Genomic DNA, 17,694 nt, shown 5'->3' with positions numbered 1-17,694 from the left:
ACCGCCCAAGGGGCGGTGCCTGTCACCATTTATACATCACTGTATATTTTTTCAACGCTGACCCGGCCAGAGAAGAAGGTTGCCCCGCCGCCCATGTCGGCGATTCGGTCTGGTGTTAGGGTGTTAACGAGTTGTTTGGTTCCTTCTAAATCTGCCCAGAGTCCTTGGGTGGCGACTACTCCCGGGAGGACGTTTTCGCCTATGGTCACTTTTAACATACATTCTCCGCGATGGTTCCAAACTCGGACAAGCTCCCCGTCAACAATCCCCGAAGTCTCGGCATCCTTACGATTCATGTGCAAGCGTGGTTCCTTTTCCAGAACGATGTGTTTTTGATTATTTGAAAAGGTAGAGTTTAAGAAATTATGATTGGGTGCTGGGATAAAGTGATATGAATGATCCCCGTCCACTACGATTGGGATATAAGTGGGCAGTGGAGGATATCCATTTGCTTTCATCCGCTTTGAGTACAGCTCGATTTTCCCGCTTGGTGTCCGCAATTTACCCGGAAACAATGGTTTTACCTTTGCTTTCACAAATTGCTTTGCTGCCAAAGTTTCATAATCTAATCCATCCAAATAGGGATTAGCCGTAAAATCAAGTGTCTCCGCTATCATTTCTTCTTCAGTTTCTTCAAATGCTGATTCTTCAAAACCCATTCCTTTCGCAAGAAGACGGAAAACATCGACATTGGATTTTGACTCTTCATAGGCCTCGATGACTGGTTGTTGAATTTGAATATAATGGTGCCAGTAGGATGTGTAAACATCTGTGTTCTCAAAGGAGGACGTTGCTGGCAGGACAATATCAGCATATTTGGCGGACTCGGTTAAAAACAAATCATGGACAACAATGAATAAATCCTCACGCTCAAGACCTTTCCTAACTTTAACTCCTTCTGGAGCTACAACCGCTGGGTTAGAACTATAAACATAAAGAGATTCTACAGGAGGGTCTAACGTGAGAAGTGCATCTCCAAGCTGGTTCATGTTTATTACCCTTGTCTGTTTGTTCTTTAATAGCCGAGGACGCTGTAATTTTACGGTGTTAACTGCTAGATACCCTGAATTTCCCTTTATGGCACCTCCGCCTTTGATAAGCCATTGACCTGTCAAGGCAGGAAGACATGAAACGTTGCGGACAAACATACCGCCATTATCATGATGCTGTGGTCCGTTACCAATTCGTATAAAAGCAGGAGAGGTATTTCCATACATCCTAGCAAGCTTGTAAATATCCTCAACAGGAACTCCTGTTATTTCAGAAACAGTCAAGGGGTCATATTGAATCACATGCTCGCGCAGCTCTTCATAGCCAACCGTATATTGCTCTAAGAAGGAGGAGTCGACCAAATTTTCAGCAAATAAAATATGCATGATTCCAAGGGCAAGCGCACTATCAGTCCCTGGTAAAATCGGAATAAACCAATCTGCTAATCTACCGGTTTGATTCTTATGAACATCAATGACGACAATTTTTGCGCCGTTTTGTTTACGGGCTTTTTGTGCAAGTGCTACCTGGTGCATGTTGGTACTAGCTGCGTTAATCCCCCAAAAAATAATGAGCTTGGAATGGATCGTATCTTCTGGATCTATTCCGAAGCTGCCGCCCATCGTATATCTGTAGCCAACAGATCCTGCAGAGGAACAAATACTTCGATCAAGCTGTGATGCTCCCAAGCGGTGAAAGAAACGACGATCCATTCCCTCTGCGTTAAGCCGGCCCATGTTTCCATAAAAACTGTATGGAAGGATACTTTCAGGACCATCTGTTTGGATAAGCGTTTTCCAACGAGAAGTAATGGTTTCAATCGCTTCATCCCAGCTGATACGTTCGAATCTTCCTTCGCCCTTAGCTCCAACCCGCTTCATCGGATACTTTAGGCGGTTTTCATCATAGATCCTGCTAGTCATATTCCGAACCTTATTGCAAATATTCCCCTTCGTCACCGGATGCTCCGAATCACCCTCAACTTTAACAATCTTTCCATCCTCTTTATGCAGCAGCAACCCACACTGATCCGGACAATCCAGCGGGCAAACAGACTTAAAAACCCCATTTTGTTCCATAATAGGTCGATCCCCTTTCTTGTTACCCCTTTCGGTGCCTGTCACCATTTATACATCATTGTATATTTTTATAGTTACTATCTTATGACAGCAAAGGAGGTTCAGCAAGGTTATAGCAAAAGAGTGTTCTAGATTAATAACCAAATTAATTAAAACTTTTACAACTTTTTGATTATATTTTTATATTTTAATTGAATTTTCGACTTTCCTATTAGTACTTTTTGTTTAAATATGTAACATTATGAATATTGCGAACTAATAATCTCTCTGTTATGATTTATGTGAGCGTTATATAGAACGGAGGGGTAGTATGGGAATTAGTAAGAAGTTTAAGAGTTTATTGTTAGTGGGAGTTTTAGTAGCATCCTTACCGGTTACCACGTTGGCAAAAGGGCCTGAGAAAAAAGTAATTGATTATGTTGCGTTAGGAGATTCACTAGCGGCAGGAGCTACACCTTTTGGAAAAAAAGATTTTGGATACCCTGATTACCTAGCTAAACGTTTTGAACAATCGCAGTACACGGTTGACTTTGACAATTTTGCAGTGGGGGGCTATAAATCTGGGGATGTGGTTAACCAAGTTCTCACTAATCCAGATGTAATAGCAAGTATAAAAGAAGCTGAATACCTTACCATTGATATTGGCGGAAATGATTTGCTTTCTGTGGTTTTAACAAAAGGAGATGTCCCAGCTGCCATTGGCACCACAGCAGCTAAAATAGATTTCATTTTAAAAACAATTGATAGTTTAAATCCTAATGCGAAAGTATATGTAATGGGTTATTTCAATGTCCTGCCATATATGCCAGGTCAAGAAGTGTTATTACCTATATTAGATACCTTTAATGGTGCCATTGAGCATACAGCCATTGTAAATGGAGACACATTTGTCCCTACTGCTAAAATCATAGCAAAGGACTACCCCACTTATCTGCCAAACCCAGCTGATATTCATCTAAGTTTAGAAGGATATCAAGCAGTAGCAAAGGAATTTTGGAAATACATTGATAAGAGTAAAAATAATTAAAGATAGACAATTGAATTACAAAGCCCCCTTCGGATGTTAAGAAGGGGGCTTTGCATTATTTTTTATTCGGTTTTAAAATGTCTAATACCATCGGTTTATATTCCCAGCTGGCATATAATAATCTTTGGTCGTCGAAGTGTGGTGAAAACGGGTTGCCGCTTTGACCAGGAGGCATGATGTTAACACTGTTCGTATTGAATTTTGAAAACTCAATGATTTGGTTATATGTGCCTCTGTTCATATTAGGGATTGGGGCAACTCCTTTTGCACCAAGCTGTTGGAAATTGATTTTTGAAATGGGTGTCAGCCACTCATCCAAGTTTTTACCTGCGTTCGCTGCTGAAGGATTATCTACAGCAAACTGCAGGCTGTCTAGGACTATTTGATTAACATCTAGGTCACCTAAGAAACTGTAATTGCTCTGAATACCTTCCTCATCCGTATTAAGGACATGATAAAGTAAATCATTCGAGTCCCCGCCGATTCCTTGTAATTCTTTTAGAATGCTAGCTTTTACTCTATTGAACCAGCTGCGGAAAATTGTTAGGCCAGGATCATCATAAAGCTCATCCCCGTTCTCGTCCCACTGGTACATATCCCAATCAGCAACGAGATCTGCTGCCTTCTGAATACCTTCCGGAAGAGTTTGATTGCTGTTTATTTTTGATAAAAGTAAATCTTTGAAGAAATAGGCATTTAATTCGATGTGCCCGGCCCTTTTGTTAATTTCCTCCATATCCGACCATGATACTTTTTTAAGCGAGTCAAGCTGGTCAAGGATAAATCCAACGCGATGGGTTGGTCCAAATAAAGACTCGGTATACTCCCATTCGGCACTAGGCTTATTGTTCCAGTTGGCAACATATCCTTGAGCAGGATTAATGGCTTGTGTATTAGATTCAAAAGGAGCAATTCCCTGCCAGTCCTGTGAACCATCCCCGAGCATGGGGAGGCGGTTATCTGTTCCTTCGGCTCGTAATGCATTTTGTCCTGTAATCCAGTAACCAATGTTACCTTGTTTGTCAGAGTATAAGAAGTTATGGGAAGTTGGAATATTTTTAGCAGCCTCTTCAAACTGTTTGATATTGCTTGCCTTATTAAAGTCGTAGAAACCGATCATCGCTTCGATTTCCTGGCCCCAGTGAGCACGTTTCTGGGTGTAGGCTGTTTGAGTATCTTTATGAACTACAGGACCGTAGATGCTTCGGTATATAGGATAGTCAATTGCAGTTCCACCAGCAACTTTTATTGTTTCCGTCCGAACTTCAAAATTGACCCATTTTCCTTTATGCCAATATTGTTCAGAATTCGCAGGATTAATTTTTAAAACAAAGGTGTCGATTTGGTCACCCATTCCAGTTGTAGTGGTCCAGGCATAATCATTCCCACGTCCGATCAAAGGAATTGGTCCAGCGCCAGCAAAGGCCATTCCTACAGAATTGTAGCCTGCGCCATGAATGCCTACTTCGTGGGAAATCTGTGGAGCAGAATACCCCATTTGTGGTCCGCCAAGTAACAGGGTACCGCCTGATGCACTTCGTGAGGGACTGACAACCCAGGCGTTACTGCCCCCTTTGTGAGGGAAACCAAATGCTTTTTCAATATCCAGTTTCATTTGCTGTTCCTGTTCTAGTTGCTTCGCCACTGCCTCACTGTTCGGGAAGTTTGTTGTATCTAGCTTACTAGCCTTTTTAACACCTTTATCTGTAGTGGTGTGAAGAGAGACAGGGGCGCTTGGGTCGTTCTTTAAATTAATGGTTTCGAATGCTTTCAAACCTTGTTCTAGGCCAAATTTCGACTGTAACTTGATTAATTGATTAGCCTTTCCAAGTTCTCCGCCCCCGCTCTCTCCAAATCTCCGCACCATTAACTGTTGGACTTTAAGAGAATCGACAATGGTCCATTTTGTTGGTTTTTGCCCCCGGAATTCTGGTGGCAGTGCAGCAGCGGGTGTGGTTTCTATGTAATGGTTGATTCCGTCAATATAACCCTGTAATCCACGCTTTACATAATTAGGAAGACGTTCAAATTGTGCAAGAGCTTCCACATCTGTGTATCCGTCACGGCGTATTACCTGATCTTGTCCGATATTAGCTGATCCTCCAAATACCTCCGCCATTCTTCCGCTGGCAACGATTCGCGACAGTTCTGCCTGCCATAGCCTGTCCTCAGCAGTTGCATAACCCGCACCGAAAAATAAGGCTGTATCTGTTTCTGAATAAACGTGAGGCACACCAAAAGAGTCTCTGACAATTTTAACCTCTTGGCCTTGGTGCATTAATAGTTTAGTAGATTCAATCTGTACCACTGCAGATGCTTGCGGCGGAGACTTGGGCTTTGCCAGTCCCGGAGCAGGTACGGCTAGCAAACTAGCTGCAATAAAAGTTGTGGACAAAACCGACAAAAAATGATTCCTCTTCAAAAAAACCCCTCCTAATAATAGATACATGTTCACTATAACGCATGTTTTATGTGAAAAATGTAGTTTCATGAAAGGGTTTTCATTGTGATGAATATAGAATTTCGACAGAAAAAACAAGATACGATAGTGTCCGCCTGAGGTGGACAGTGTCCACGAGCGGTGCCTGTCACCATAGCCAGCGCCTATGGTGACAGGCACCGCAAAACAACTTCCTTTACAAGTTGGAAAATTTATCATAAGATTAAGCCAACATTTAAAATTGCATACGGTTTTTGCACTAGGGGAGCTTTTCTGGCTGAGAGGACGTTTGTCCGACCCTTATGACCCGATCTAGATAATACTAGCGTGGGGAAGTGCAGGAGAAGATTATCGTTCGGTCAACATTGATATGATTCGACTGCATTCCCATGGGATGCAGTTTTTTTGTTGCCAAAAATTAAATGGGGGTATTGTATTATGACTAATTTTTGTGGAACAAGTGAAATCACAGGGGCGCGTTTTTCGATTTATCCGATGTCTGATAGCTTCGTAGATATTATTCTATCAGCATTAGAAGAAGTGGATACTTCAAAGGTTTGGATGGAGTCGGACGATGTGAGTACATGTGTAAGAGGCAGGTCCGAGCATGTTTTTGATGTCGTGAAAGCTATTTTCCTAGAGTCGACAAAAAACGGCGACCATGTTGTGCTGCAGGCAACGTTTTCGAATGGCTGTCCAGGTGATTCAGCTGGTGATGTTTATCTTTCAGAAAACGCGGATCGATTAAATGAGGAAAAATCGCTGCAGATCCAGCAAGAGGTCGCTGTTCAATTTGCGCTATACCCAATGGGTATTCCTACATATATGAATGTGATTATGGATCAGTGTAAACTTGCTCTAGACCAAGGAACTTTTACAAAAGGTGTTCACTATGCCTCAAGACTTGATGGCGATGCGAACAAGGTTTTTAAAACGTTAGAGGATGCCTTCCAAGGTGCGCACGATAGCGATTCTACTCATATTGTGATGACGGTTGTGATGTCTGCGAACAGCCCTTCAAAAAAGGGGGATAAATAAATGCTCGCAAAATGGAAGCTTCGTGAAGTCATTGTTTTATCGGTACTTGCTGTAGTTTTCGCAGTCGTTTATCTGCTGTTTGTCCAACTTGGTAATGTCCTTTTCGGCTTGTTTGGTTTGATTGGCTATGATATTATTTTCGGAATTTGGTTTATCGTCTCGATTATTGCTGCCTATATCATCCGCAAGCCGGGTGCTGCTTTTCTATCAGAAACAGTCGCTGCTACAGTGGAAGTCATGCTTGGAAATGCCGTTGGACCGCAATTAATCATCTCCGGTATGATTCAAGGTTTAGGTGCGGAAGCTGTCTTTGCCGCAACAAGGTGGAAGAATTATTCGACCTGGGTATTGATGGCAGCAGGGATGGGTTCATCCGTATTTAGCTTTGCTTGGGGCTTTTATGTCTCAGGATATGCCGCTCTGTCGCCAGGTTATGTGACTGCGATGTTCTTTTTCCGTCTTGTGAGCGGAGCACTGCTCGCCGGGCTACTTGGAAAGTATTTAAGTGAAGGTCTTGCTAAAACAGGAGCCTTAAACAGTTTTCCATTAGGAAAGGAACACAAGCGCAATGTCACCGTATGAGCAGATTAAGGCAGAGGGACTGGGATTCAGCTATGAAGAGGGCGATATTTTTACAGACCTAACCTTTTCGATTGAAAAAAATCAATCCCTGCTGTTATTAGGTCCAAGCGGTTCTGGAAAAAGTACGCTAGCCTATTGTCTCAACAAGTTATATCCAGAAGCAGTGGATGGGGTTATAAAGGGGAGCATCACTTTTGAGGGCAAGAATCTGGATGATTTTAAACCCGGTGAGCTCAACCAAAAAATAGGAATTGTCTTTCAAGATCCAGAAAGTCAATTCTGCATGCTGACCGTTGAGGAGGAAGTAGCGTTTGGCTTGGAGAATTTCCATGTACCACGGGCAGAGATGGAAGCAAAGATTGATCATGCACTTGAATGGGTCGGCTTGCAGGCTGAAAAAAAGACCACCATTCATACCCTCTCTGGAGGGCAAAAGCAGAAGCTGGCGATTGCTTGTGTCTTGGTTCTCCAGCCTGAGGTTATCATCCTTGATGAACCGACGGCTAACCTAGACCCGCTGTCAAGCTCAGACCTGGTAGAGACCATCGCTCGTTTAAAGAAAGAGCGCCCGTTTACTCTGATTGTTGTTGAACATAAGCTTGATGATTGGGTGGAACTGATTGACCGCTGCCTTGTCCTAGATTCTAGCGCGAGGATCCTTTTCGATGGCACGCCTGAACAATGTTTTGGAGAATTTGCTCCTTTTTTAAAAAAGGAAGGCATTTGGCTGCCAAAGGTAGTAGAGGCAGCCATAACAGCAAAGAATGCTGGCGTGTATAAAGGGGAGCGACTTCCGCTCCGAAATCATGAATTACTGTCAGGGCTGAAGAATCCAGATGTTTTTTTAAAAAAAGAAATTAAAATCATGTCCAAAAGTGAACCCATCCTTGAGGTCAGTGGTCTTTCTGCTCGCGGACACTTGAAAAATGTTAGTCTGACGATTCATAAAGGAGAACTGACTGCACTGGTTGGCGCCAATGGTTCGGGAAAAACGACGCTATCAAAATGTTTGGCCGGGCTGATTCCACTTTCACAAGGTGAGATTCATTTTCTTGGTGTCCCACTTTCTAAGTGGAAGGAAAAGGATTTATTTCAGCTTCTGGGCTACGTTTTTCAAAATCCTGAGCATCAGTTTATCACTGACAGTGTTTATGAGGAAATTGCCTTTGGTCTGGAGCATCGGAAATCCGCTCTTTCCATCCTTGAAAAAATAGGTTTGGAAAAACACGCAAATGCCCATCCTTTTTCCCTTAGCCAAGGACAGAAGCGTCGATTGAGTGTGGCAACCATGCTCGTTCATGAACAAGAGCTGCTTATCCTGGATGAACCGACATTTGGGCAGGATGCCAACACCGCATATGAAATCATGAGGGTCCTTGATGAAAAGATTGGCGCCGTTTTTATGATTACCCATGATATGGAGCTGGTTGACCAATATGCTGATACCGTACATGTATTGGATGAGGGAGAGTTGATCTTCTCCGGGACACCTGAGAGCTTGTGGGAAAATCATGAAGTTGTAGACCGAGCAAGGTTAAAGCTGCCTTTTAGGAAACAGCTCCAAAATGAAATCGTAAGGAGAGAGATTCATGTTGCTACATGAGGTGAATCCAAGTATAAAAGCATTCGCGGTTGTCATTTCTATTCTTATTTTGTCGGTGTTTTTTGATCCGATTACACCGCTTGTGACGATCCTCTGGTCCATAACGGTCACCTTCCTATTCGGCCGTGTTTCATTTAAAAAATGGCTGTTGTTATTCGCTCCGTTTTTATTTATCGCGTTCATATATGTATGGACAACAATGCTGTTCCCACGGCTGCAAGCAGGCGATTCGGTCATTTGGCAATGTGGGTTCTTGACACTGACAGAAGAAGGCTTTCAGAGAGGAGCTTCGCTTGGTTTAAGAGTGTTAAGCTTTGCCACGTTATCAATCATGTTTACGTTAACGACAAAGCCAACCGACTTTCTCTTAAGCCTAATGCAGCAGTGTAAACTGCCGCCAAAGCTCGCTTATGGAATTATGGCCGGATACCGATTCCTGCCGTTAATCAAGGAGGAATTTCAGACTCTGCAAAACGCGCATCGAGTCAGAGGCGTTGCAAGGGCACGAACCATACCGGAAAAAGTAAAACAGTTGAAGCGATACGTGATTCCACTCCTTGCTGGAGCGATTCGTAAAGCAGAACGAACCGCACTTGCGATGGAATCAAAAGGCTTCACTGGAGATAAAAATCGGATATTCTACCGTGAGATTACGGTGTCGCGTATTGATTGGCTCTTTTTTATTCTCATGATTGGCGCCGTTTGTCTCAGTGCTATTATTTCTTGGAAACTAGGATATTTACAGTTTTATAATAGAGAACTTTAAATACCATAATGTTAAGGCATTACGGTAGCAAAAGAAAACAGGCTGAATCTGTCAGCCTGTTTTCTTTTTGATGACCTTAATTGTTAAAGCCGTGCCTTGTAAGGGATAGGACTCTCGAATTTTTCCATCTGTCCAAACCGTAACACTTTGACCCTTTTCGAAGTCTTGACTATCGGTTCCATCAGGCAGTGAGAGCCAGATTAACCCCAACTTTCCATCTTCTACTAAAATACTGCTGCTCTCAACTTCGATAACCGTTCCTTTAATATCGTATTCACCTTTAACATTGCAGCCTGTTAGTATGATGGAAAATAAAACAAACGAAAAGATAAGGAATTTTTTCATGTAGCTCTATCTCCTTAGTTTGGAGTCAAACTATTCACCACCGAGCTGCTGAATTTGGTCAATGATGTTGGTGATTTCTTGAACGGATTGAAACAGCTCAGTATTTTCAAGTATTGCAGGATCAAGCAGCCCATCCTTGAAATTGTTTAAATATGTTTCAATTTCAGCTACAATGACGCTGTTTTGTTCAATGATTTGCTGATGAAGCTCAGCCGCAATATCGGGTGCTTGAATTTCACTAAAGGCTTGAACGGTTTCCTGCATTTGTTGAAGCATGATCTGGAGATCCTCGGCTGCCTGGAGGTCACCAACCGCTTGCTGCGCAAGAGCAGGAGCATCACTAGCAAAATCAGTCGCTGCAGATAAATAATCAGTTGCTTCATTAATATAAGTAATCGTATCCTGTGCATCATTGAGGAAAGAACATCCCCCAAGAAGCAACAACATGCTGGCAGACAATACAATCAATAATTTTTTCAATATAAAACCTCCTTTTAATGGTGCTTTTTATGGTGCCTGTCACCACTCGTGGACAAATTCACCTATTTGTCCGTGTGAAGTGGACAGTTGGAATTGAGGCGGTATTTAGTTAAGGTAATATGTCATATTTATAACAGAGGTTCAGAATAGAGGTTGTTGGTTTATATTCAATGGTATTTGTATTCTTTTTAAGTTTATGTTTTGGAAGTTTATTTTTGAAGTTATGTGATACTTTCTTTTGTAGAACAAAATTCCTTTGTTTGTCTCTCTGTTTTGTTAATTTAATGTTACCACGAGGATATTTTGAAATCCTATTAAAATAATCTAAATTTTCCTTTTCGATTTCTATAAATATCTCAGGTAATGTCATTTCAAAAATCTGAGCAAGATAATAAAAGATTCCAAATTCTATATCTGGGTACTTTTCTTCTTCTAGCGCTCGAAGAAATTTGACGTCTACGTCAATAAGTTCTGCAACATCTTCAATTGAAAGCTGCCTTTCCATTCTTAATCTGCGTATTACTTTACCATGTTCTAATTTTCCTAAATACATCTTTTTCCCTCCTATCAAGTTAATTATATAACTAATTTCAATTAATTAGAAATGAATGACCTTTCTTCTGCTTACTGAGAAGGGATTTTGGAGGATGGTGTCGAATGGTTTAGATTAATGTAATCTGTTTTCTCCACTTTTCAGCTCACCATTTTTTCATCAATCAAAATCCAACGAATTAGGAGTGACCACTATGGGTCGAAAACGCCGCGCTTGGTTTCCGGGTGCAAAGTATCATATTACAAGTAGAGGAAATCGGAAATCTACGCTTTTTTATGATGACGAAGACAGAATGAAATATCTTAGCTTTTTAAAAGAAACAATGGTTCGCTTTCCATTTACGCTCCACACCTTCTGTTTAATGTCCAATCACACACACCTCCAGATTCAAACTTCAGACACTTCTCCAACTATTCTTATGAGTCACCTCAATACAAAATACGCCAAATATTTCAATAAAAAGTATAACTACAGTGGCCATGTATTTGAAAAGCGGTATGGAGCCGAATTATTAGATTCCCTTGATTATGAATTCGATGTCAGCAAGTATATTCATCTGAATCCGCTAAAGGCTGGTCTAGTAGATGAGTTAGAGGACTACCCATGGAGCAGTTACAACGTTTATGTTTATGGCGAAATTAGCCAGCTTGTTGACACCAAACATCTGCTTTCCTATTTTCCTCTCCCCGCGTCCAAGCATTATGAGGAATACATAAAAACACCCCTAGCCGATTTATTTTTACTCGACAATGGGAAAGTTTTGATGATCATTAGAAAAGAGGAAAATCCATGTGTTCAAAAGTAACGAGTATTGGATTAAAAGGGATGGAAGGTTATCGGTTAAATGTTGAAGTAAAAACGTTTGTAGGAAATGATTCTATACGAATTGTTGGTCTGCCTGATGCTGCGGTTAAAGAGTCCAAAGAACGTATCCTAGCTGCACTTCGGTCATTAGGATATACCGTAAATGGGCAAAAAATAATCATCAATCTTTCACCCTCTGAACAAAAGAAAAGTGGCCCAATGTTTGATCTTCCTATGGCTATTGGTGTCTTAGTAAGTCTGAATGAACTGGTCATATCGATACCGGAAAACACGGGGTTTATTGGAGCACTCTCTTTAGACGGGGCGGTTGTTCCAGTTGAAGGAATGCTCCCTGCTGTTCTAGCTGCGAAAAGGTTAGGTATAAAAAGGCTTTATATGCCTTATGACCAAAAGCTCCCGGTCCTTGATTTCGATGAGCTGGAAATTTTCTATATATCTACATTGGCAGAAGTAATTGAGAACTTAGAAGGAAGGGCAGGAGCACATTTTACTCCAAAAATAGAGGAGATTGATTTACAAAATAATAATCATAACTTTATAGATTTCCATCAGATAATCGGACATAAAGGTACTAAAAGAGCATTAGAAGTGGCTGCAGCAGGGGGGCACCATGTCTTGATGACTGGACCACCAGGATGTGGTAAGAGTATGCTGGCAGAGAGCTTTCCTTCCATTTTGCCTCCATTGTCCAAGGAAGCACAACTAGAAATACTTGCTCTTCACCAGTTAAGTGGAGTCAACTGTCCTAATGCAAATTGTCCCCCATTCAGAAATCCTCATCATTCTGCTTCAGGAATCTCCATAATTGGCGGCGGGACTTATCCTAAACCTGGAGAGATTTCCTTAGCCCATCGAGGTGTATTATTCCTAGATGAAATTGCTGAATTTTCGAAAAAAACATTAGATATGCTCCGACAGCCATTTGAAAATGGCAAGATTACCATCAGTCGTACACATGCAACTCTAACCTATCCTGCATCCTTTATCTTAATTGCTGCCATGAATCCATGTCCATGTGGGCATGCTGGTTCTAATACACATTATTGTACATGTACGCCAAGGCAGACGCTATCTTACCATAATAGAATTTCTGGTCCGCTTCGTGACAGGTTTGATATTCATCTCACAATTAAGCCCGTTGATTTAGAAGGTGATACTGAAAAAGGGGAGATGTCATCAAAATACTTTCAACGTAGAGTGGAAACAGCAAGGACCAGGCAATACGAGCGGTATGGTAAAGAACTATGCAACAGCAGAGTCAGCTATGACACACTGCAAAAAACAAGTCCAATAACCCAAGAACAACAAAAATTAATCCACCAGCTTGCCTCAAAGAAAAACTGGAGCAACCGTACCCAAATAAAAATCATCCGACTAGCCCGAACCATTTCCGACCTTGAGGGGGAAACCGATATAACCAATCAAAGCATTCGGGAAGCCTTAACTCTGCGTTGATAAAAAGTGGTGAAAAGAATGATGAATGGTGACAGGCACCGCCCGTGGACACTGTCCACCTAGGGTGGACACCTCCACCCCTCAGGCGGACAATCGAAAATAAAAAGGTCACTGCCAGGATTCCCCATCCGGCAGTGACTCGATCTGATCCTATTGACCATTTACTAATGCATGTTGTAAGGCATTTTGTTCATAGGTTATTACTCTATTTAAAAGGTGAGCCATTTTTTCCAAATCTGAGGCTGCATAGTGGTCGATGCAGGCAATCTGAATCCAGTTTCTCCGCTGTAGATAATCGCTTTCGTAGTGCAGCTGGTAGCCATGATTGTAGAGAATATCTCCAACCACAACGGAAGAAATGCAGCTTGGTATCTCAATCGTGAGAATAATCGGTGAGCTGTTCTCCTCGCTGATAATGGTAAAGCCAAATTGTTTAAGCTGATTGTTTAAGAAGGAGTGTGTTGCCACCACTTTTTCAAAGGTTTCGCTATTAATATCTTCTAATGCTGCCAGGAGAGCCTCTAGGAGGTTGGATGACTGCGAAAACGGGATGCTTTCTTTTGCCATGTAGGTTCCTAGATCCAGATATTTCGGTAGTGTTAATGATGGCTGCACCTCGTGGTGGTGGAAAACGAACGAAAGTCCTGTTAGTGCGCGGATGGCTTTTCCACTAACACCTGTTGCCAAAAATACTCCCTCTAAATCTACTTCCAATGCCCCTAAAGAGCTAATACAATCCAGGCAAAGCTTGAGTTGATGCTGTTTAGATATCTCCCTCAACATACCAAGGTCATTGAGCATACCAGAGGAGGTTTCACTGTGAACGGCCCAGATCCAGCTCGTTTCCTCTAATAATTCAGCAATAATTTCATCACGTGTGAAAGCCTGTCCCCAAACCTTTTGAAGTACATCGAACTTCAGTCCCAATCTACTAGCCTGTTCTACTAAACGACCGCCAAATTCACCATTAGCTAAAATTAGCCCCCGTCCTGTTTCTAAGGACAACTGCCCTGCCACAACATCATTGGCAAGTGTTCCAGAGCCTAGGAAAATATGAACATATTTACTATTAACCAATTCACCAAGAATACCCTTTGCTTTCTCTAGTTTTTCCTTATACAGGTCTGACCGATGAGAAATTGGGGTTTTACTTAATGCATCCATAACTTTATTCGAAATTTGAACCGGTCCTGGCAAAAAGGGGATGGTCGGCGGCAGAATTCTGCCAGCAATAGATTCATCAAATGTTTTCTTTGTTAAATACATAGGCTGAAAGAGTGCTTCATCACTTCCGGTTAATTGAGCAAAAGGCTGAAATCCTAATTGACCGTAAAGCTTTAATTGGCGGACTGTTCCGGAGATAAAAGCAATATCGTACCCCTTTTTTATGCAATATTTTATTAGAAACTGCGCGAGCCCTAAAAATACTCGGCCATTCCGGTATTCTTTTTTGACAGATAATAATCGGACTTCACATGGGGAGTTAACTGGAAAGGATAATGATTGTTCAACTGGACCGATTTTTCGATCAAGTGAAAATGGTCGATTATCGCGAATCGCAGTCATGCCAATCACTTCGTTTTCTTTAATACAAATGATATATGTATTTTCAGTATGGAATGCATCCACTAACTTTTGTTCCTCATTTTTTGGGTGCTGTGGAATTTCCTCTGAAAAGGTTTGATAGTTTAAGCGATGAATTTGTTCGAATTCATCTGGAGTGGTGGCAATTTTGAAAAAGAACTCGTGCTTACTCATTAGGTTTCAGCCTTTCCTTGAGATTTTCTGCATGTGCTGCGTAAAGCATACCGATAATACCTAATGCTACGATGCAACTTAGCCAATCATTATTTTTTATAAAAAGTACCACTGGGATAAAAAGAAAGGTCGCTAATCCTGCTAAAGTGAAGCTTTTCATAAAAGGATAGAGGACGCAAAAGCCCAGGATAATTACTGGAACAAGCAATGGCTCAAAGGCGATAATTCCACCAATGAAAGTAGAAATCCCTTTGCCACCCTTAAATTTCAGGGTAATCGGCTTTATATGGCCTAAGATGGCAAGGGCCAGCCCTATTAGTTGAATAGATTCAGAGAATTGCATGTAACGGGCAGCTAAAATAACTAGGACACCTTTAAGTGCATCCCCAAGGAAAATCAATACAAAAGCCGTTTTGCCATGAAGGCGGCCGGCGTTTCTTGCACCGACATTACCGCTCCCTTGAACGCGAATATCCTTACGATAAATGATCTTCGTGATAAGAAAGCCAAACATGATACTGCCAATAAAATAAGAAAGAATAAAATATAACCAAATCATTCGAACACAACCTTTGCGGGTTCTGGCTATAAAAGGAAAAAATGAATTCATTACCATTATAATATGATTCTTACATTATTCACATATACTTTGTGAAAACAACCTTAAAAAGCAAAAGAATCGCCACCACCAAGCATTAAAAGTGAGTGCTCCCTATTACTAAATAGAAAAACATCCTCCAGTTGAGGATGTTTTTCTATTAGTCGCCACCGCCACCACCGGAATCTCCGCCCCCTGAGTCGCTGTCTGCGCTGTAGGAATGATCGTTGCTATAGTCGTTGTCGTAATGAGAGTGGCGGCTTTTGCTATTACTTCGGTTAGGGAAAATTAAAAAGGCTAATATAATCGATAAAACCCCAAAAAATACTTGATCAGCAAAAATCAAATAAACCCCAAAGACAAAAATGAGGAAACCAACCAAACGTAAAATCCCTCTCAGAAGACATTCCCCCTCAAAAATTTCCATTTATAAATAGATATTATCTCCTAAGGCTTTTTATACGTTTTAATTTGAAGGGGGTGCCTGTCACCATTTATTCATTTTCCTTCATTTATACATCCATTTATACATTTATTTAAACCATCGTCTTTTAACTATCGTTTTCTTCATCTTTTTTCTGTTGTTTCTTTTGCTGCTCTTGGAGGGCGAGTATGATGTCTTGGACGTCAATTTTGCCATCGTTGTTTAGGTCTGGAATGGTGTTTTCTGGTACATGTGGTGGTGCTGGTGGTATCTGCGGTGCTGCTACAGCAGGTGCAGGTCTGTTTTTCGGTTTAAAGGCAAAGGTGAATACTAAGAGCAGTATTACTAGTAAAGCGGCAACTCCATCTGCGATATAGAAGATGGTTTTATAATCGGACCATAAAGTTTTACTGTCACCAGCTCGTTGTTCGGAATTCGTGATGAGTTTTTTGATTTCGGAATGGTTTGGATAGAGCCTCTGTACCGCTTCGAACTTTTCAAGAGCGTTATCATAATAGCCGCCCCAATAAAGCTCTAGCCCTTCCTTATAAAGTTTATCTGTGTTGCTTGAACTATTTTTCGCTCCGGCCTGATTTGTAAATTCTTTAACGGTATTCACCGGTACAGAAAAGTTGAAGCCTTGAACTTCTTGGCCATTAACAGTATCACCTCTAAAGGTGAGTAGTCCAATGATTTCGCCTTTTTCATTGATAACTGGCCCGCCGCTATTCCCATGTGTGGCGGCTGCATTAATTTGAATAACCGGGCTTCCTTGCTCCGTTTTCTTATCAGTAGCAGAAATTTGGCCAGCATTCATTGAAGATACAAGAGAGGAATCAGGTGATAGCAAATCAGAATCGGCAGCAGCTGGGTAGCCGCTTACCCAAATGTTATCCTGGTTTTGGATATTATCAGAATTTCCAAGCTTCAATGTAGGAAGGTTTTTCCCTTCAATCTTAAGTACCGCTACATCTTTACCCTCATTGACAGGTGCACCATAGCTTTTCACTTCACCATCAAGAATGTCCCCGCCTGGTAAAATGACTTTAATAACTCTTTGAATCTCAGTGTATTGCGTATAAGTCAACATATATTCATACGCTGTTTCATAGTCTACCTGAAAATAATCTGCCATAATCGTAACAAGCTGATCAAATGCAGCATTGGCAATATCTTCGTCTTCCATCTGAGCTGCTTCAACAACATGGGCATTCGTGACAATATACCCATCAGAGCTGATTATTGCACCAGAACCAGAGCCCCCTACCACAGACTGGTAGTTTAATTGACTTAGTATGGCCTCTACCTCAGGGTCATTTGGATTGTTAAACTGCCAACCAACAACAGAATAGCCTAGAATCCGAACAACCGCTGGCTTCGTATATTCCGCTAGCTTTTGAGCCTGAGAAATATTCGAAGAGCTTGGCTTAATACCCATTAGAACAAAAGAAGTAACCATCACCCCAATGAGTATCAAACAAAGCGGAATTGTAAAAAGGGCCCTTTTCATCAATAAATTCACCCTCTTCCATAATTTTTGGAATTTTCCATCTAATATATGCCCCTAAATTAACCTTGAAACTTTGTACCTAAAAATAAAGTACCCTGGTGCCTGTCACCGCTCGTGGACACTTTCCACCTAAGGTGGACACTTCCAACCTTCAGGCGGACACCTTCCTGAATTGAACACAAAAAAAAGCCAGAAATTTCCTGGCTTTTCCGCATTTAATT

The 17,694-nt window shown here is 41.5% G+C and carries 16 protein-coding genes and 1 riboswitch; of the genes, 7 read left to right on the top strand and 9 right to left on the bottom strand.

Annotation, left to right across the window (positions count from 1 at the left end; all coding sequences use genetic code 11):
• Nucleotides 1-29 precede the first annotated feature (29 nt).
• Nucleotides 30-2,069, bottom strand: coding sequence for a molybdopterin oxidoreductase family protein (locus MLOOGBEN_RS02335; protein WP_179156643.1), 2,040 nt, complete (start codon nucleotides 2,067-2,069; stop codon nucleotides 30-32).
• Nucleotides 2,070-2,379: 310 nt separating this feature from the next.
• Here MLOOGBEN_RS02335 and MLOOGBEN_RS02330 point away from each other — a divergent pair, with 310 nt between their 5' ends.
• On the top strand, nucleotides 2,380-3,096 hold the full coding sequence (locus tag MLOOGBEN_RS02330; RefSeq protein WP_179156642.1) for an SGNH/GDSL hydrolase family protein: 717 nt from the start codon (nucleotides 2,380-2,382) through the stop codon (nucleotides 3,094-3,096).
• Nucleotides 3,097-3,151: 55 nt separating this feature from the next.
• On the opposite strand, the gene MLOOGBEN_RS02325 is transcribed toward MLOOGBEN_RS02330, so the two are convergent.
• A complete protein-coding gene (locus MLOOGBEN_RS02325) occupies nucleotides 3,152-5,518 on the bottom strand; it encodes a penicillin acylase family protein (protein WP_179156641.1) in 2,367 nt (788 codons plus the stop codon).
• 269 nt (nucleotides 5,519-5,787) lie between these two features.
• Nucleotides 5,788-5,887, top strand: a riboswitch (TPP riboswitch).
• Nucleotides 5,888-5,971: 84 nt separating this feature from the next.
• Between MLOOGBEN_RS02325 and MLOOGBEN_RS02320 the strand changes: the two genes are divergently transcribed.
• The 4 genes from MLOOGBEN_RS02320 to MLOOGBEN_RS02305 are packed head-to-tail and all read left to right on the top strand — an operon-like array spanning nucleotide 5,972 to nucleotide 9,525.
• The gene (locus MLOOGBEN_RS02320; protein WP_368737752.1) at nucleotides 5,972-6,574 is read left to right on the top strand and encodes a YkoF family thiamine/hydroxymethylpyrimidine-binding protein; all 603 of its coding nucleotides are present in this window, start codon (nucleotides 5,972-5,974) and stop codon (nucleotides 6,572-6,574) included.
• On the top strand, nucleotides 6,575-7,156 hold the full coding sequence (locus MLOOGBEN_RS02315; RefSeq protein ID WP_179156639.1) for an ECF transporter S component: 582 nt from the start codon (nucleotides 6,575-6,577) through the stop codon (nucleotides 7,154-7,156).
• Nucleotides 7,143-8,759 carry an ABC transporter ATP-binding protein gene (locus MLOOGBEN_RS02310; RefSeq protein WP_179156638.1) on the top strand — a complete coding sequence of 539 codons (1,617 nt, stop codon included), beginning with the start codon at nucleotides 7,143-7,145 and terminating at the stop codon, nucleotides 8,757-8,759. The genes MLOOGBEN_RS02315 and MLOOGBEN_RS02310 overlap by 14 nt, the downstream gene beginning before the upstream one ends.
• The gene (locus tag MLOOGBEN_RS02305; RefSeq protein WP_179156637.1) at nucleotides 8,746-9,525 is read left to right on the top strand and encodes an energy-coupling factor transporter transmembrane component T family protein; all 780 of its coding nucleotides are present in this window, start codon (nucleotides 8,746-8,748) and stop codon (nucleotides 9,523-9,525) included. The genes MLOOGBEN_RS02310 and MLOOGBEN_RS02305 overlap by 14 nt, the downstream gene beginning before the upstream one ends.
• A 51-nt stretch (nucleotides 9,526-9,576) precedes the next feature.
• On the opposite strand, the gene MLOOGBEN_RS02300 is transcribed toward MLOOGBEN_RS02305, so the two are convergent.
• The 3 genes from MLOOGBEN_RS02300 to MLOOGBEN_RS02290 all read right to left on the bottom strand — a co-directional run bounded on the left by MLOOGBEN_RS02300 (nucleotide 9,577) and on the right by MLOOGBEN_RS02290 (nucleotide 10,903).
• On the bottom strand, nucleotides 9,577-9,870 hold the full coding sequence (locus MLOOGBEN_RS02300) for a DUF3221 domain-containing protein (RefSeq protein ID WP_179156636.1): 294 nt from the start codon (nucleotides 9,868-9,870) through the stop codon (nucleotides 9,577-9,579).
• Nucleotides 9,871-9,900: 30 nt separating this feature from the next.
• Entirely contained in the window at nucleotides 9,901-10,350 is a 450-nt protein-coding gene (locus tag MLOOGBEN_RS02295; RefSeq protein WP_179156635.1) for a DUF6376 family protein, read from the bottom strand.
• A gap of 109 nt (nucleotides 10,351-10,459) precedes the next feature.
• A complete protein-coding gene (locus MLOOGBEN_RS02290) occupies nucleotides 10,460-10,903 on the bottom strand; it encodes a helix-turn-helix domain-containing protein (protein ID WP_179156634.1) in 444 nt (147 codons plus the stop codon).
• 193 nt (nucleotides 10,904-11,096) lie between these two features.
• Here MLOOGBEN_RS02290 and MLOOGBEN_RS02285 point away from each other — a divergent pair, with 193 nt between their 5' ends.
• A complete protein-coding gene (locus MLOOGBEN_RS02285) occupies nucleotides 11,097-11,708 on the top strand; it encodes a transposase (RefSeq protein WP_179156633.1) in 612 nt (203 codons plus the stop codon).
• The gene (locus MLOOGBEN_RS02280) at nucleotides 11,693-13,183 is read left to right on the top strand and encodes a YifB family Mg chelatase-like AAA ATPase (protein ID WP_179156632.1); all 1,491 of its coding nucleotides are present in this window, start codon (nucleotides 11,693-11,695) and stop codon (nucleotides 13,181-13,183) included. The genes MLOOGBEN_RS02285 and MLOOGBEN_RS02280 overlap by 16 nt, the downstream gene beginning before the upstream one ends.
• A 150-nt stretch (nucleotides 13,184-13,333) precedes the next feature.
• Here the strand turns inward: MLOOGBEN_RS02280 and MLOOGBEN_RS02275 are convergent, their stop codons facing one another.
• From MLOOGBEN_RS02275 to MLOOGBEN_RS02260, 4 genes are all read right to left on the bottom strand, one after another.
• On the bottom strand, nucleotides 13,334-14,941 hold the full coding sequence (locus MLOOGBEN_RS02275; protein ID WP_179156631.1) for an aminotransferase class V-fold PLP-dependent enzyme: 1,608 nt from the start codon (nucleotides 14,939-14,941) through the stop codon (nucleotides 13,334-13,336).
• On the bottom strand, nucleotides 14,934-15,500 hold the full coding sequence (locus tag MLOOGBEN_RS02270; RefSeq protein WP_179156630.1) for a glycerol-3-phosphate acyltransferase: 567 nt from the start codon (nucleotides 15,498-15,500) through the stop codon (nucleotides 14,934-14,936). Before MLOOGBEN_RS02270 ends, MLOOGBEN_RS02275 begins: the two co-directional genes overlap by 8 nt.
• A 199-nt stretch (nucleotides 15,501-15,699) precedes the next feature.
• Entirely contained in the window at nucleotides 15,700-15,966 is a 267-nt protein-coding gene (locus MLOOGBEN_RS02265; RefSeq protein WP_256988798.1) for a hypothetical protein, read from the bottom strand.
• Nucleotides 15,967-16,090: 124 nt separating this feature from the next.
• A complete protein-coding gene (locus MLOOGBEN_RS02260; RefSeq protein WP_179156628.1) occupies nucleotides 16,091-17,473 on the bottom strand; it encodes a S1C family serine protease in 1,383 nt (460 codons plus the stop codon).
• Nucleotides 17,474-17,694 lie beyond the last annotated feature (221 nt).

This window comes from Bacillus sp. EB106-08-02-XG196 (genome assembly GCF_013396335.1).
Taxonomy (GTDB): domain Bacteria; phylum Bacillota; class Bacilli; order Bacillales; family Cytobacillaceae; genus Neobacillus.
This window is presented reverse-complemented; position numbering and strand designations above follow the sequence as displayed.

Coding starts and splice junctions, on each gene's coding strand:
- MLOOGBEN_RS02270 (WP_179156630.1), bottom strand. CDS start 15,500: ATGATTTGGTTATATTTTATTCTTTCTTATTTTATTGGCAGTATCATG.
- MLOOGBEN_RS02280 (WP_179156632.1), top strand. CDS start 11,693: ATGTGTTCAAAAGTAACGAGTATTGGATTAAAAGGGATGGAAGGTTAT.
- MLOOGBEN_RS02300 (WP_179156636.1), bottom strand. CDS start 9,870: ATGAAAAAATTCCTTATCTTTTCGTTTGTTTTATTTTCCATCATACTA.
- MLOOGBEN_RS02305 (WP_179156637.1), top strand. CDS start 8,746: ATGTTGCTACATGAGGTGAATCCAAGTATAAAAGCATTCGCGGTTGTC.
- MLOOGBEN_RS02310 (WP_179156638.1), top strand. CDS start 7,143: ATGTCACCGTATGAGCAGATTAAGGCAGAGGGACTGGGATTCAGCTAT.
- MLOOGBEN_RS02330 (WP_179156642.1), top strand. CDS start 2,380: ATGGGAATTAGTAAGAAGTTTAAGAGTTTATTGTTAGTGGGAGTTTTA.
- MLOOGBEN_RS02285 (WP_179156633.1), top strand. CDS start 11,097: ATGGGTCGAAAACGCCGCGCTTGGTTTCCGGGTGCAAAGTATCATATT.
- MLOOGBEN_RS02335 (WP_179156643.1), bottom strand. CDS start 2,069: ATGGAACAAAATGGGGTTTTTAAGTCTGTTTGCCCGCTGGATTGTCCG.
- MLOOGBEN_RS02275 (WP_179156631.1), bottom strand. CDS start 14,941: ATGAGTAAGCACGAGTTCTTTTTCAAAATTGCCACCACTCCAGATGAA.
- MLOOGBEN_RS02260 (WP_179156628.1), bottom strand. CDS start 17,473: ATGAAAAGGGCCCTTTTTACAATTCCGCTTTGTTTGATACTCATTGGG.
- MLOOGBEN_RS02315 (WP_179156639.1), top strand. CDS start 6,575: ATGCTCGCAAAATGGAAGCTTCGTGAAGTCATTGTTTTATCGGTACTT.
- MLOOGBEN_RS02265 (WP_256988798.1), bottom strand. CDS start 15,966: ATGGAAATTTTTGAGGGGGAATGTCTTCTGAGAGGGATTTTACGTTTG.
- MLOOGBEN_RS02290 (WP_179156634.1), bottom strand. CDS start 10,903: ATGTATTTAGGAAAATTAGAACATGGTAAAGTAATACGCAGATTAAGA.